Source organism: Adlercreutzia muris, assembly GCF_008831045.1.
Taxonomy (GTDB): Bacteria; Actinomycetota; Coriobacteriia; order Coriobacteriales; family Eggerthellaceae; genus Adlercreutzia; species Adlercreutzia muris.
The window spans coordinates 1-15,272 of sequence record NZ_WAJS01000009.1; the positions used below are offsets into that span (position 1 = coordinate 1).

General features: G+C 66.4%; 13 protein-coding genes. 5 read left to right on the top strand and 8 right to left on the bottom strand.

The features are described 5' to 3' along the window. The 7 genes from F8D48_RS03880 to F8D48_RS03905 form a co-directional block, all read right to left on the bottom strand. On the bottom strand, nt 1–2,517 hold a 2,517-nt coding region (locus tag F8D48_RS03880), incomplete at its 3' end, for a hypothetical protein (protein WP_151430035.1). Between the two features lie 334 nt (nt 2,518–2,851). Further along, nucleotides 2,852–2,986, bottom strand: a complete 135-nt coding sequence (locus F8D48_RS12105; protein WP_257475555.1) for a hypothetical protein — start codon at nt 2,984–2,986, stop codon at nt 2,852–2,854. A gap of 235 nt (nt 2,987–3,221) precedes the next feature. Beyond that, nucleotides 3,222–4,829 (bottom strand): sodium/pantothenate symporter, encoded by a 1,608-nt coding sequence (gene panF, locus F8D48_RS03885; RefSeq protein WP_240806211.1) that lies wholly within the window; start codon nt 4,827–4,829, stop codon nt 3,222–3,224. After that, nucleotides 4,822–5,199, bottom strand: a complete 378-nt coding sequence (locus tag F8D48_RS03890; RefSeq protein ID WP_151430036.1) for a YhdT family protein — start codon at nt 5,197–5,199, stop codon at nt 4,822–4,824. The genes panF and F8D48_RS03890 overlap by 8 nt, the downstream gene beginning before the upstream one ends. Nucleotides 5,200–5,290: 91 nt before the next feature. Beyond that, nucleotides 5,291–7,210, bottom strand: a complete 1,920-nt coding sequence (gene thrS, locus F8D48_RS03895; protein WP_151430037.1) for a threonine--tRNA ligase — start codon at nt 7,208–7,210, stop codon at nt 5,291–5,293. A gap of 212 nt (nt 7,211–7,422) precedes the next feature. Continuing rightward, complete coding sequence (locus tag F8D48_RS03900; protein WP_135971561.1) at nt 7,423–7,935, bottom strand: zinc ribbon domain-containing protein; 513 nt, start codon at nt 7,933–7,935, stop codon at nt 7,423–7,425. Nucleotides 7,936–8,186: 251 nt separating this feature from the next. Next, on the bottom strand, nt 8,187–9,575 hold the full coding sequence (locus F8D48_RS03905) for a cation:proton antiporter (RefSeq protein WP_151430038.1): 1,389 nt from the start codon (nt 9,573–9,575) through the stop codon (nt 8,187–8,189). A 225-nt stretch (nt 9,576–9,800) separates the two neighbouring features. Here F8D48_RS03905 and trxA point away from each other — a divergent pair, with 225 nt between their 5' ends. The 5 genes from trxA (at nt 9,801) to F8D48_RS03930 (ending at nt 14,660) form a co-directional block, all read left to right on the top strand. Continuing rightward, the gene (gene trxA / locus F8D48_RS03910; protein ID WP_135971559.1) at nt 9,801–10,109 is read left to right on the top strand and encodes a thioredoxin; all 309 of its coding nucleotides are present in this window, start codon (nt 9,801–9,803) and stop codon (nt 10,107–10,109) included. Between the two features lie 288 nt (nt 10,110–10,397). After that, nucleotides 10,398–11,351, top strand: coding sequence for a thioredoxin-disulfide reductase (gene trxB, locus F8D48_RS03915; protein WP_151430039.1), 954 nt, complete (start codon nt 10,398–10,400; stop codon nt 11,349–11,351). 156 nt (nt 11,352–11,507) lie between these two features. Beyond that, nucleotides 11,508–12,566 (top strand): peptide chain release factor 1, encoded by a 1,059-nt coding sequence (gene prfA, locus F8D48_RS03920; RefSeq protein WP_151430040.1) that lies wholly within the window; start codon nt 11,508–11,510, stop codon nt 12,564–12,566. Between the two features lie 186 nt (nt 12,567–12,752). Continuing rightward, nucleotides 12,753–13,805, top strand: a complete 1,053-nt coding sequence (locus F8D48_RS03925) for a N5-glutamine methyltransferase family protein (RefSeq protein ID WP_151430041.1) — start codon at nt 12,753–12,755, stop codon at nt 13,803–13,805. An 18-nt stretch (nt 13,806–13,823) separates the two neighbouring features. Beyond that, nucleotides 13,824–14,660: a purine-nucleoside phosphorylase gene (locus F8D48_RS03930; protein ID WP_151430042.1), complete on the top strand. Its 837-nt coding sequence runs from the start codon at nt 13,824–13,826 to the stop codon at nt 14,658–14,660. A gap of 20 nt (nt 14,661–14,680) precedes the next feature. On the opposite strand, the gene F8D48_RS03935 is transcribed toward F8D48_RS03930, so the two are convergent. After that, a complete protein-coding gene (locus F8D48_RS03935) occupies nt 14,681–15,235 on the bottom strand; it encodes a gamma carbonic anhydrase family protein (RefSeq protein ID WP_151430043.1) in 555 nt (184 codons plus the stop codon). Nucleotides 15,236–15,272: the final 37 nt, after the last annotated feature.

Here is a 15,272-nt window from a genome sequence, read left to right on the forward strand (position 1 = left end):
GATGGAGGGAGGGGGCAGGGCGGGGTCGAACCCGTCGGGCGTCTCGAGCTTCGTGGTCGGGTTCGGGTCGATGGGATCGATGGCCACCTCGACCTTGGGCGCCGCATCGGGGTCCTCGGCGGGGTCGATGCTCTCGAGGAAGTTCGCGGGGGCGCCGCTTGCCTGCTGCCCCTCGTCGGGCGGCAGGAACTTGAGCGACACCTCGTGGCGGCCCTCGGCGCCCACGCTGGGCACCAGGTGGTCGGTCTCCGAGGGCTTGAAGGTGTAGAAGAACTGGGTATAATGGCCCGCCCCGTCGTCGCCGGCGCGCACGGCGTTCTGCGGGAAGGCGGGCTTGCCGTCCTCGCCGAGGATGACGTTGCCCTTCTCGTCCTTCTTGTCCTCGAACCTCAGTTCGATGGGGCCTCCCACCGGCTCGCCGTCCACGTAGAGTTGCACGCGGCCCTCGGGGGCGGCGCAGGTGGGCTTGGTGGGCTCGCTGCCGTCCTGCCCGTCGACGGTCTTGGCGCGCTCGATGACCGCGCTCACCTTGAGCGACTGGTCGGAGGGATGGGGGTTCCCGCCCGGCTTCTGGCCGGCGTCCGTCTCGTCGACCCACTCAGCCGCCAGGTCGCGTACCTGCGAGGCGATGGGCATGACCCTGCCCCACATGACGGCACGGTGCCCCCAGTAGCTCTTGGCGAACTCGGCGATCTCCGCGTCCGAGCTGCTCTCGTCGGCGTACTGCTTCGATACGAGCGTGATTTTCAGGGCGCCGACGTTGACGGGCATGGTCGTACTGCTCGTTTCGGGGCCCGTGGGCGCGGCGGTCTCGCCGTTATCGCCCGGAATGCGATCATGGGGCTGGTAGCGGTACTCGATGAGCTGCTTGCCGCTGCTGTCGGTCACCTTGTCGAGCACCTTGTTGTCGGGCGCCGGCGTCGTGATGGGCTTTGAGGCCAGATCGTAGGCGGGCAGCGGCGTGCCGTCGTAGTACTTGGTCAGCGAGGAGAGGTAGTCCTTGTCGTCTATCTCGAAGTCGAGGTAGCGCTTGAGCAGATCGCCCGCTTGCCCCGGCTCGCGGAAGAGGGGCAGCACCTGGCGGACGTTGCCGTCGTCGTCCGCGTAGGTCAGTTTGACGGAAATCTGCTTTTCCATGGCCTCCTCGGGCAGCCACAGGTACAACTTGCCGTTAGTGAAGGTGGCAGGAGAGCCGTAGGGCCAATCCATGCCGCCGACCTGCAGATTCCAATCGATAATGGGATTGTTTCCCGAGCTGTTGGTTTTCTCAAGTTCGGCCATAAGATCGATGGCGACCATCTTCACGATGGGGTTGCTCGTCGAAGCGGGATCGTAGGGGTAGGTTCCGTAAGCGGAATCATTGCTCATGGCGCCGTTGATAAGGGCCTGGTACTGCTCGTTGGCGACAACGCCGTTTTCATGGGTGACCGTTCCGATGCGAACAGAGCCGCCGATAACGACGACATTTCCCTGATTGGCGCCGATGGCTTTAGGGTCGCCGCCTTCGGAATGCGGAGCCGAGGTGTCGGGAAGTACCGTTCCGCCCGCGATGACAATCTCATGTCCCTTGTTGTTCGACACGCACCCCTGCCCAAGCGCGTTGCCGTGAGCAGCTGCCTTGGGAATGACGACGCCTCCATTTACGTAGATGTCGCCCGCCTGGGTACGTGCGGGGTCGTTGGCGCCGCTTCCGTCGGGTGTCGAGGGGATGCCGCAGTCGAGGGCGTCGGCGAACAGATAGCTATCTGTGTCGGGGTAGTGGGATGAGTACGCCCATGCGCCGCCGCCGATGCCGGCTCCGTGGAATGACGCCTTAGCCTCCACACGTCCGCCATTGAATTCCATATAGGTTCCGCAGCTTCCGTGCCCGCCGCCGATGCCGGCGCCCATTCCGTTTGCGAGGCTGCCGTCTATTGCCGTGACGTTCAGGTTGCCGCCGTTGAACACCATGCGGCCGGCGTTCTCATATGCGCCACCGCCGATGCCCGCAGCGAGAATGCCGCCTGTGGCGGTTAGCGATCCGGGGTCGTCGCTCTCAAGAAGGTTGAGCCGACTGCCCCCTTGAGTGGTGCCCGCGGTGTAAGTTTTGCCGTCAGCTGCCTTGAAGGTGACGCCATCGGGAATGCGGCCCGGGTATTTTGCCGGGTTCATGGCAATGGCGTTGCCTGACACATCGATATTCGGAATGTCGTCGTCGATGGTGAGGGAGGTGCCCTCGCCGCAGCGAATGGCGGGCGCGCGGCGGTTGGCTGTTGCCATCAGGGTATTGCTCGACCCCTTCGCGAGCGTGAGCCAGAGCGAGGTCTGCGGCGAGACCGTGTTGCCGTCGGCATCGCGATTGCGTTCGATGGTCACGGGAATGGGGGAGTTAATGTTAACGTTGTCGAAGGAGATGCGGGCCTGGGTGCCCGCAGCAATCCATACCGTTGCATTGGCTGCAACGGCAGGGTCGTCATTGCTGATGGTTAGGGCAGCATCACCGCAGATGACAAGCTCATTGAGCGTGTCGGTAAGCACTGCCGCGCCTGAGCGGGCAGGTCGGTCGTAGGCAGTAGAAATAAAATAGAAGTCCTTGCCGGGAGTGCCGCCTGTAACCGTCAGGCCGTATTGGCTTCGGTCGCTGCTACGTGCCGCATTAGATGGTTCCGCGACTTCATCTGCGGCAGCTTTCGTCGGATCGGCCGCGTTGGCAGATGCGGTAACGAGCGGCAAGAGGGCTTGCGAGAGAAGCGTGGTGAGCGTGATACCGTCTGCTGGTGGCTCAGCTTCGCCAGAAGAGGGATCTTCCGACGCGGATGGATTGTCCTCAGCCGGGGTGGTCTCGCCGGTTGCGGCAGCGTCAGCTACCGGCTCAGAAAACTCGATGGGGGGGGGTCTCCGTGCCCTGGCCCTCGGGCTCGGCGAGGGCCGCCGCGGGAGCCATCCCGCAGGCGAGCGCGGCCGCCAGGCCGAGGCGCAGAAGCGACCCCCGTCGCTTCTCTCTCATAGTGGTTCTCCTTCTCTTGCAGGCAGGGCGTCCTCTTCGGGTGCGCAAAACCATTGCCAACCTGTCAGCATACTGTGGCTGAATATACCCCTTCGCTCTGCTTTTCGCAACCCTAAGCGTCGCGGTCGGACTTGTTCCGTCTGCCGGAGAGGAGGAGGGCGGCAAGTAACAGAGGGCCGCTCGCAACCTTTGCGCGAGCGGCCCCTCTGGCGGTTTCCGACTAAACGACGCTTTCCTATGCGGCGGGGGGTTCGTCTTGCGGGAAGAACACATCCAGGCGGGCGCTGGGCCTCTGCTTGCCGATAAGGCTGCCGAGCAGCATGAGCGCGCCCGCCACGGCAATGCCGATGACGATTTGGTGCAGGTCGGCCACCTTGAAGCCCAGGGTCATGGTGGCGCAGTAGGCCGCCGTGCCGCCCGCGAGCGAAAGCAGGGCGCCCAGCGCATTGGCCCGTTTCCAGAACAGGCCGCAGACCAGCACGAAGAAGAACGCCGTTTCCAACCCGCCGAAGGCGAACATGTTGATCTTCCAGATCACATCGGGCGGCACGATGGCCAGGGCGAGCACGAGGACCCCGAGACCGAGGGTGATGAGCTGGCTCCAGAAGGCCACCTTCCCGTCCTTGGGGGCGATACCGCGCCGCTCGCAAGCGGACAGGCACACGTCCTTGACGATGGCCGAGGCCGAGGAGATGAGCAGCGACGATACCGTGGAGATGGAGGCGGCCACGGGCCCCACGATGGCGATGCCGGCCACCACGGGCGGCAGGGTGCCCACGATGGCCGCGGGAATGATGTCGTCCACGGTGCCCCCGTAGACGGCGATGTCCTCGGTGAGCACGCCGGCCGTGAGCACGCCCAGGGCCGTCACGCCGATCATCATGGCGCCGATGATGACGGTGCCCCAGATCATGGCAGAGTGCAGGGCCCGGGTGTCGCGGTAGCCCATGGTGCGCACCACCGATTGGGGCAGCACGAAGGTGAAGACGCCCACGAGGAGCCACTGGGTCAGGTAGAGGGACGGCGGCATGGCGCCCCCCGCGAAGGGCTCGAGCATCTGAGGCTCATGGGCGGCGATGGACTGCATGATGGCCTCGTAGCCGCCGCCGGTCTCCAGAATGCCCCCCGCTAGGACGGCGATGCCGACGAGCATCATGATGCCGCAGAGCGCATCGGTCACGGCCACGCCGCGGAAGCCCCCGATGACGGTGAACAGAACTGCCGCCGCGCCGAACAGGAGCAGGCCGGTGGTGTAGGAGTAGCCGGTCACGGCCTCGAAGAGCTTGGCTCCTCCCACGAACTGGGCCACCATGGTGGCCACGAAGAACAGTACGATGACCAGCGCCGACAGGTTCGCCAGGGCGCTGGAGCCGTAGCGGGCCCGGATGACGTCCACCACGGTCACGGCGTTCAACTTGCGGGAGATAAGCCCCATCTTCTTGCCGAAGATGCCGTAGAGCAGCACGAGGGCCGTCACCTGGACCACGGCCATGTACACCCAGCCGAAGCCGATGCTCCAGGCCTGGCCGGGTCCTCCCACGAAGGAGCTCACCGAGCCGTAGGTGGCGATGGTGGTCATGGCCAGCACGAAGCCGCCCAGGGCGCGGCTGCCGATGAAATAGCGGTTCGCGAAGTCGCCCGCGCCCCGGCGGCTGCGCACCCGTGCCACGATGGCGGCGATGAGGGTCACGAAGAGGAAGAGGGCCAACGGCGCCAGGGGCGCTGCGGCGGCCAGGGTGCCGTCGGCGAGATAGGGTTCGGCGAGGGCCGCGAGCCCGTCGGCCGCCTCGTGCATCGCGCTGCCAAGGGAAAGGAGCAGACCGTCCCAATCGAAGCTATCCACGGCGCACCTCCTCGCCGTCCTCGATACGCGCGGATTCGGTGACGGCGCTCGCAGCCACGCCGGCGGCCGCCCGCTCGCTCGCAGGAGCCGCGGCGGTGCCGTCCCCGGGGGCATCGTCATCGAGGCTGAAGTTCGCGAAGACGCCGCAGCCGAGCACGAGGGCGGCGAGCACGGCCATGAGCCAGGTGCCCACGCAGCCACCGATGATCCAGATCGGAGTGGAGAAGAGCTCGATGTCGCTGTCGGCGAGGCCGATGCCCCAGGACAGCCAGGTAACCGCGATGATGGCCAGGGCGGCCACAGTGGCCAGGGCCTCCCGGTTGGCCTGCCGCATCTTCGCGGCGTAAGTCGTGAACTTCCTCTTGCCCATAGGGCTCCTCTCCTTGAAAAAAGGCACCGAGGCCAGTGTAGCCCCGGTGCCTTGGCTGCGGCCGCTCAAAGGGCGGGAATCTGGTGAGCGATTACAGGGCGGCGTCCCGGATGACGTCCAGGAACTTGGCGCGGTCCCACTGGCCCAGGTCGCCCTCGGCCCGATCGCGCACCGAAACGACGCGCTCCTCCACTTCCTTGTCGCCCAAGACCACCATGTAGGGGATCTTCTGGCTCTGGGCCTTGGCGATCTTCACCTTCATGGGCTCGTTGGCGTCCATGAACTCCACGCGGCCGCCGACAGCCTTCAGCTCCCCGACGAACTCGGCCGCCGCCTCCTTGTGGCGGTCGGCGATGGGGATGACGGCCACCTGCACCGGCGCGAGCCACAGGGGCAGGGCCCCGGCGTAGTGCTCGATGAGGATGCCGAGGAAGCGCTCGATGGATCCGAAGATGGCGCGGTGCAGCATCCAGGGGGTCTCCTCGGTGTTGTCCTCGGTGCGGTAGGTCAGTCCGAAGCGCATGGGCATGTTGAAGTCGATCTGCACCGTGGAGCACTGCCAGGTGCGGCCGATGGCGTCCTTCACCTTGATGTCGATCTTCGGGCCGTAGAAGGCGCCGTCGCCCTCGTTGATCTCGTAGGCGAGCCCCCGCTGCTTGCAGGCCTCCATGAGCGAGTTGGTGGCGTGCTCCCACATATCGTCGGTGCCGATGGACTTGTCGGGGCGCGTGGAGATCTCGGCCTCGTAGGTGAAGCCGAAGGTGTCCATAATGTAGTCCACCAGCTCCAGGATGGCCACCACCTCGCTGACCACCTGGTCCTTGGTGCAGAACACGTGGGCGTCGTCCTGAGTGAAGCCGCGGGCGCGCAGAAGCCCGTGCACCACGCCGCTCATCTCGTGGCGGTATACCGTGCCGAACTCGAAGTAGCGCAGGGGCAGGTCGCGGTAGGAGTGCAGCTCGTTCTTGTACAGCAGCACGTGGCCCGGGCAGTTCATGGGCTTCACGCCGTACTCGGAGTAGCGCGGCTCCTCCTCGGTGCCCTCGTTGATCTGGAAGAAGTACATGTTCTCGTGGTAGAAGCCGTAGTGGCCGCTCGTCTTCCACACGTCGGCGTTGTAGATGTGCGGAGTGATGACCTCCTCGTAGCCGCGCTCGTACAAGTCGCGGCGCAGCCACTCCTGCAGGGTGCGGATGACGCGCGCGCCCTTGGGAAGGTAGAGCGGCAGGCCCACACCGGCCATGGGCTCCATCATGTAGATGCCCAGCTCGCGCCCGAGCTTGCGGTGGTCGCGCTTCTCGGCCTCGGCCAGGTTGTGCAGATGCTCCTCCAGCTCCTTCTTGCTGAAGAAGGCGGTGCCATAGATGCGGGTGAGCATCTCGCGGTCGGAATCGCCCTTCCAGTAGGCGCCGGCCACCTTGGTCAGCTTGTAGGCGCCCAGTTTGTCGGCGCCGGGCATGTGGGGGCCGCGGCACAGGTCGGTGAAGGCACCGAGGCGGTAGACGGAGATGGTCTCGTCCTCAGGCAGCTCGTCGATGAGCTCCAGTTTCAAGGGCTGGTCGGCGAACAGGGCGCGGGCCGCCTCGCGGCTGACCTCCTCGCGCTCGATGGCCGGGGCGGCCTTGGCGATCTCGGCCATGCGGGCCTCGATGGCCGGGAAGTCCTCGGGGGAGAGGGAGACACCCTCGGGCAGCCGCACGTCATAGTAGAAGCCGTTCTCGATGGCCGGGCCAACGCCGAACTTCACGCCGGGGTACAGGTCGGTGAGGGCGGCGGCCATGAGGTGGGCCGTGGAGTGGCGCAGCAGATCGAGGGCCTCAGGGCTCTTGGCGGTGACAATGGCCACGGTGTCGCCGTCGGCCACGGGAGCGGTCAGATCGACGGGGGTGCCGTTCACGATGCCGGCCAGGGCCGCGCGGGCGAGGCCGGCGCCGATGGCGGCGGCGGTGTCGGCGACGGTGGCGCCCTCTTCCAGGGCCTTCTTCGATCCGTCGGGCAAAACGATTTCCATAGTGCTTCCTTTCTGGCGCCGGGTGCAGACAGAGCACCTGCGCCCGTTCCGCCGCGGCGTTGACTACCGCGACGACGGGGTGGCGGCCGGCTTGTATGCCGGCCCTTTCTATTAAAACAGAGCCGCCGGGGCGACTCCGTTTCAATCGGGTGGAACGGGAGCGGGGCTCCCGATGGGTTCGCGCTCAGCGGCCCTCGACCGCGACCGCTGACTTACTTCTGCGCGCCGCCGCGGGAAGAGCGGCCCTGGCCCGAGGAGCGGCGCGGGCGGCTGCCGGAGGAAGGCGCCGGGGCGGCGGAGCCCACGGGGGTGGCGCAGTAGGGGCAGACGGTCCAGGAGGGCTCCAGGGCGTGGTTGCAGCGCATGCAGAGGTTCTTCAGCTGGGTGTGGCAGTTCGGGCAGAGCACGAAGTCGGCCTCGACGGGGTAGCCGCAGGCGGCGCACTCGCCGTACTTCATGAGCTGGCGCTGCTTGAGCGCGATCTCCAGCTCCTGCTCGTCGCGATCCAGCTGCAGCAGGGGCGGACGGAGCAGGCAGTAGGCGATGACGCCGAGCACCGGCACGAGGGCCACGATGGCCCATAGATACCACATGGTGCCGCGCAGGTAAGCGTCGCGCACCACCCACACGATGGAGAGCACGTACAGAATGACCAGGAGCACCAGCACGACGGTAAACGCAGCTTGCAGCTCCGGGGTCCAAAGCTGGGACAAAAGCTCGCTCATGGAATGACCTCTTCTTCGCTGACGGAGGGCCCGCGGCGGTCGCGAGGGGCCGCAGAACCCGGATAACTCGGATCATCGCATTCGATGACACGGTGACATAGTATAGCAAAAAAAGAAACACCGTTCCCGCAGGCTGCACGAATGTACCGCATATCCCACCATTCGGCGCGGCGCGGGGCCGTCGAGATCGCGGGTGGGGGGCGCAGCGGTTCGGCCCATGTCGCGGTTCGGGGCCCGCCGGGCCGTGCCTCCTAGCGGCCGTCGTCCTCGGCCTCGGGCACGGGGCACACGCCGCCCGGGCAGCGCTCGGTGAGGTCGAAGACGTCGCTGTGCCTAAGGCCCGCGGCGCGCAGACGCTCCTTCAGCTGGCGGTGCAGCTCGCGCTCGCGGCGGCGGTGCTCGGCGAGGATGTGCCCGACGGCCCGGGGATGCTCGCGGATCTCCCGCAGGGCGCTCCCCAGATCGGCGTTGACCGAGTGGGCCGTGAGCGATGCCAGAAGCGGCATGATGAACACGGTGATGCCGCCGGCGGCCACGAGCACGCTGGCCGTGGCCTGGCCCATGGCCCCGGCGCCCACGGCCACGGTGGTCACGGCCACAATGATGGGCAGGGCCGTGGTGCAGTAGAAGGCCACGGTCAGCCGCTCGGGCACGGTCATGTCGCAGGAGGTCTTCCCCAGACTGAGGGAGATGAAGATGGGCAGGGCCCGCACGAACAGCAGAAGCCCGATGAACATGAGCAGAAGCCCCGGGTTCGCGGCGATGGCGGTCACGTCGATCTTCGCGCCGGACACGACGAAGAACAGCGGGATGAAAAATCCGTAGGCCATGGCCGAGTGCTTCATCTCCAGGGTGGGGTCGCCGTCGGGGATGAGGTAGCGCATGATGAAGCCGGCGGCGAAGGCACCTAGCACGATGTCGAGGTCGAACAGGGCCGAGATGGCCGTGAGCCCGATGAGCATCAGGTTCAGCGTGCGCACGAGCATCTGGGAGTTGGTGTTGGCGTTCTCCACCACGAAGCGGTAGACCCAGCCGCCCAGCCGCTCGGCCCGCTTCGGCACGGCGGCGGTGAGCAAGGCGATGGCGACGAAGGCCATGAGGATGAGTATGGTCTCCCACTTCGCCCGGGTGGACAGGAGCAGGGTCATGGCCAGCACCGGCAGAAGCTCGCCCCAGGTGCCATAGGCCAGAATCTCGCTGCCGATACGCGTGTCCATGAGCTTGCGCTCCTGCAGAATGGGCAGCAGGGTGCCCAGGGCGGTGGTGGTGAGCGCGATGGCCACGGCCATGCCGTCAACGGAAAACAGCGAGAACGAGGGCCAGGCCGCCACCACGACGGCCGCGACGGCGAAGGTGACGGCCCAGGTGGCCGCCCCGCGCTTGCCCTCGGCCCCGGTGAGGTTCTTGGGGCTGATCTCGTAGCCGGCCAAAAGGAACAGGAAGGCCAGGCCCAAATCGGACAGGAGCGCCATGGCGTCGGTCACCTGCACGATGTTCAGCACATGGGGGCCGCACAGGGCGCCGGCCGCCAGCAGGAGCACCGTCTCCGGCACCGCCTTATTAGGAATGAGGCGGCAGAGAATGGGACAGGCGAAGGCGATGAGCGCGATGATCGCGAGGGATACGAGGTCGGTTACCATAGGGGCCCTTATCTTTAGCGGGGTTGCGTGGCTCCTATGATACACCGCGACCCGCCCCAGCGCGGCCGGGCGGCGCCATCGGCGGTGGTACATTTCTGTGTCAATCGGTTGACGATTCCCCATGCCGGGGGCCGCCGACCCCTTCCGCGCTACAATCTTCGGAGCGCGCAGGCCCATGCCGGGTCCCTCGCGCACCCGAGAAACCCGACTTCCCAGGAGGTTATCATGGCAGAGGTAATCAAGTCCGTCGATGAGTTCCAGACCAAGGTACTCGAGGCGAAGACCCCCGTGCTCGTGGATTTCTTCGCCACCTGGTGCGGCCCGTGCCGCATGGTGGCCCCGGTCATCGACGAGATCGCTGCGGAGAAGGCCGGCGAGCTGGCCGTCTACAAGGTGGACATCGACCAGAGTCCGGAGCTGGCCTTCAAGTACCAGGTGTCCAGCGTGCCCACTCTCATCGTCTTCGAGAATGGCCAGGTCAAGAACGAGCGCCTCGGTGCCCAGCCGAAGCAGAACATCTTGGCGATGCTGTAGGGGCTAGGGGCACAAGTGCTGCTTGTGGCTCCTCGCCGGTCGGGAACACGGGGTATTCTGATTCGCTCAGACAGTCCTCGCTTTGGAGAACAGCCCACTGGGCTGTTCTCGTCGCTGCGGAACTCGCTCGGTCAGAACACCCCGTGTTCCCTCTACGCATTTCCACGCTAGGGTTAAGGCAACCCATGTAGGGCAAGGGCCATGCCCTTGCTGCCCGGCAACGGCTGAGATACAACGAGCATTCGTAGGGGCGACCTCCTGGTCGCCCTTTTTGAAAGGGGAACGTTCATGGCAGAGCAGGTTGAGGCCCAGGAGCGCGAGGTGCTGGATGTGGCCATTATCGGGGCGGGGCCGGCCGGGCTCACGGCGGCGCTGTACGCGGCGCGGGCCGGGCTTGACTGCGCGATGTTCGAGATGCTCTCTCCGGGAGGTCAGTGCGCCCAGACCGAGCATTTGGAGAACTACCCGGGCTACACCCGCTCCACGAGCGGCTTCGAGTTGTCCATGGACATGTACGACCAGGCCGCTTCCTTCGGCGCCCGCACCATTTCCGAAGAGGTGACCGCGGTGGACTTCACCACCGAGCCGAACATGCTCACCACCCCCTTCAACACCTACTTCGCCAAGACGGTCATCGTGGCCACGGGCACCAAGGCGGCCCAGCTGGGGCTGCCCCGAGAAGAGGAGCTGCGCGGCCGCGGCATCTCCTACTGCGCCACCTGCGACGGCAACTTCTTCCGCGGCAAGGACGTGGCGGTCATCGGCGGCGGCAACACCGCCGTGGCCGACGTGATCTATCTGGCGCGCATCTGCCGCAAGGTGTACCTGGTGCACCGTCGCGACAAGCTGCGGGCCACGGCCATCTACCACCAGCGCCTGGCCGAGCTGGACAACGTGGAGCTGTGCTGGGACAGCGTGGCCACAGAGTTTCTGACCGAGAACGACGAGCGGCCGCGCGTGAGCGGCCTGCGCATTCGCAACCAGAAGACCGATGGCGTGCGCGACCTGGCGGTGTCGGCGGTGTTCATCGCCGTGGGTACCACTCCCAACACCGAGTTCCTCGGCGGGGCCCTGGCCCTGGATGCGGGCGGCTATATCATCGCCGACGGCACGGGGCGCACTGCCACCGCCGACGTGTTCGCCGCCGGCGACGTGCGCACCAAGGAGCTTCGCCAGGTGGTGACCGCCGTGGCCGACGGGGCCAACTGCGCCGAATCGGCCGCCGACTTCCTGAACGCCTAAGGTTTCCTGCCGGCCTTCCGCATTGTCGCGCCTGTGGGCATTGGCCGACAGGCGCCTCATCGGTGTGCCTTTCTGCTACAATATGACGTCGCGCTTGCGGGCGCTATTGAACCCACCCCGTTTCACGCAAAGGACGCACCCATGCAGGAAACTGATATGAAAGAGAAGCTCGTCAAGATCATCGAGGCCTACGACGAGCTGCAGGCCAAGATGGGCGATCCGGCGGTTCTGGCCGACCAGAAGGAGTACAACCGCCTGGCCAAGGAGTACGCTGCCCAGGGGCCGCTGGCCAAGAAGGCCGCCGAGTACGTGGCCGCCATGGACGACTTGGAGGCGGCCAAGGAGATGCTCTCCGACGCCGACATGAAGGAGTTCGCCCAGGAGGAGATCGCCGGCATCGAGGCGCGGCTGCCCTCGTTGGAAGAGGACATCAAGTTCATGCTCATCCCGGCCGACCCAGCCGACGAGAAGGACATTATCGTGGAGATCCGCGCGGCGGCCGGCGGCGACGAGGCCGCCATCTTCGCCGGCGACCTCTACAAGATGTACGAGCGCTTCGCCGCGTCCCAGGGCTGGAAGACCGAGACCATGGACGCCTCGCCCTCCGAGGCCGGCGGCTTTAAGGAAGTGCAGTTCAAGGTGAAGGGCGACCATGTGTACTCGGTCATGAAGTTCGAGAGCGGCGTGCACCGCGTGCAGCGCGTTCCCAAGACCGAGTCCCAGGGCCGCATTCACACCTCTACGGCCACGGTGGCGGTGCTGCCCGAGGCCGATGAGGTGGAAGTGGAGATCAACGAGGGCGACCTGCGCATCGACGTGTACCGCGCCGGCGGCCCGGGCGGCCAGTGCGTGAACACCACCGACTCGGCCGTGCGCATCACGCATCTGCCCTCCGGCTTGGTGGTGCAGTCCCAGGACCAGAAGTCCCAGCTGCAGAACAAGATCGCGGCCATGGCCGTGCTGCGTGCGCGCCTCTACGAGAAGATGCTCGCCGAGCAGCAGGCCGCCGAGGGCGCCGAGAGGTTGGCCCAGATCGGCTCGGGCGACCGGTCCGAGAAGATCCGCACCTACAACGGCCCGCAGGACCGCGTGACCGACCACCGCATCGGCTTCAACTCCACCTACAACGGCGTGCTTCTGGGCGACAACCTGGGCGATGTGATCACGGCCCTGCAGGCGGCCGACCGTGCCCAGAAGCTGGAAGCGGCTGTTTAGTTTCGTCGTTGCTCACGCAACGACGGGAACGCCGATGCTGCGGATCCGACAGGCACCTGGCCTTGCCATTCAGCGCTTTCCCTCACAGCCCTTAGGCTGCTCGGCCGCGCTTCAAGGCAATTCCAGGCACCTGTCGGATCCTCGCTGACTTCCTTGGGCGAACCTATGTGACAAAGGGCGATATTGTTGAATAATATCTGGACCATAAAATCTGCTTTGGAGTGGACTGAGGGGTATCTGGCCGAGAAGGGGGATGAGAACCCGCGGCTGTCGGCCCAGTGGCTCTTGTCCGAGGCGACGGGGCTTACGCGCATGCACCTGTTCGTGAACTTCGACCGGCCGCTCTCGGAGGATGAGCGTTCGACGCTGCGCGATTACGTGCGGCGTCGAGGGGCGGGGGAGCCGCTGCAGTACATCACCGGCGAGGTTGCCTTCCGGCACATCACGGTGAAGGTGCGGCCCGGCGTGCTCATCCCGCGGCCTGAAACTGAGGTGCTTGTGAGCGAAGTGCTGGCCATGCTGCCGGCTCCGGCTAAGCACGAGGCCCAGTGGAGCCCCGAGGCCGCCGAGCGGGAAAACGCTGCGGTGGAAGCGGTGAAGAAGGCGTTGGACGAGGCGGGCGTCGGACCGATAGGATCGGAAGAGGCTCCCATTTCCGAAGATCCCGCCCGCCCCCTGCTCGTGGCCGATCTGTGCACCGGCACGGGGTGCATCGCCTGCTCTCTTGCGGCGGAGCATCCCGATGTGCGGGTCATCGCCACCGACATCGCCCCCGAGGCCGTGGCCCTGGCCCGGGAGAACGTCGCCGCCCTGGAGTTGGACGACCGCGTGGCCGTGCTGGAATGCTCGCTCGGCACCGGTATCGGCGAGAAGCGCCTGGGCACCTTCGATGCCGTGGTTTCCAACCCGCCCTATGTGCCCACCTCCGTGCTCGCCGACATTCCCCGCGAGGTGGCCGATTTCGAGCCGTCGCTCGCGCTGGACGGCGGCACCGACGGCCTCGATGTGTTCAGGCCCCTGGCGGCGTGGGCGGCCCGCGCCCTGAAGCCGGGCGGCGTGCTTGCCTGCGAGCTGCACGAGGGGCACCTGGATGCCGCCCGCGCCGTGGCCGAGGCTGCGGGTTTCACCGACGTGCGCATTGCAGACGACCTGGCCGGCCGGCCCCGCGTGCTTGTGGGGCGCAAGGGCGCCGGTGCGTCGGCGCCCTGCGACGCGGCTTTTCCGAGCGAGGCGCGCTGACCCGAGAAAGGACTTTCCATGACTTTGAACGACGGCAACCTCGTTGAGACGTTGGATGCGGCACAGGCGACGATGGGGGAACGCCTCGGTGGCTTCACGCCCGAGGTCGGCCTCATCTTGGGATCGGGCCTCGGTCCTCTGGCTGATCGGATCGAAGATCCCTCCTTCGTCCCCTTTGGCGAGGTGCCTGGCATGGGGGTGTCCACGGCCTCGGGCCATGTGGGGCGTTTCGTGGCCGGCATGCTCGGCGGCAAGCGGGTGCTCGCCATGCAAGGGCGCTTGCACGGCTACGAGGGCTACACGGCCCAGGAGGTGGCCTTCCCGGTATGGCTCATGGAGCGCCTCGGGGCGCGCACGCTCGTCACCACCAACGCGGCCGGGGCCATTAACGAGAGTTACCGCGTGGGCGAGTTCTGCATCATGGCCGACCAGCTGAACTTCACCGGGCGAAATCCCATCACGGGCACGGCGCCCGATGCCATGGCCCCGCGTTTCTTCTCGATGCTTGATGCCTACGACCCTGAGCTCCGCGCGTTGGCGCACCGTGTGGCCGACGAGCTGTCTATTCCCGTGCAGGAGGGCGTGTACCTGGGTTTGCTCGGCCCCTCCTTCGAGACGCCTGCTGAGATCCGCATGTTCCGCAAGTGGGGTGCCGACACCGTGGCCATGTCGGTGTGCGAGGAGGTCATCGCCGCGCGGCACGGGGGGATGCGCGTGCTCGGCATCTCGCTGGTGAGCAACATGGCCTGCGGGGTGGAGGGCGCGAGCCCTTCCGATGAGGAAGTCCACGAGGTGGGAGAGGCCCGCCAGGAGGACTTCTGCTGTCTCATCGAGGGGATTTTGGAACAGCTGTAGGGTCCGGTCCGGGAAGTCCTCTACGCCAGGGCGATGGTGCGGATATCGCGGGGCACATCGGCGCCGGCGTAGAGGATGCCCTCCTCCACGAGCTGGGCCCCGATGGCGACGTAGCCCGCGGCGGCATCGCGGTTGCCCTCGATTTCCTCGGGTGTGAGCGCCCGGCGCACCTTCGCCGGCACGCCCACCACGAGCGAGCCTTCCGGCACAACCATGCCCTCAGTGACGAGGGCGCCGGCAGCTACGAGCGAGTTGTCGCCGATCACGGCGCCGTTCATCACCACGGCCCCCATGCCCACGAGCACATTGTCGCCGAGGATGCAGCCGTGCACCACCGCCCCGTGTCCGATGGTTACGCCGCGGCCCACGAGGCAGTCCTGGTCGTAGTCGAGGTGCAGGCAGCTGTTCTCCTGCACGTTGGAGCCCTCGCCGATGCGGATGCGGCTGCCGCAGTCGCCGCGCAGGCAGGCGTTGAACAGAATGGTGGCGTTCTCGGCCACCTCCACGTTGCCCACGAGGGTGGCGTTCGGCGCGATGCGGCAGGCGGGGTGCAGACTCACGTTGCGGTAGGTCATGGCGTCTCCTTTGGCGATGGGTCAGGCGCGCCGGCGG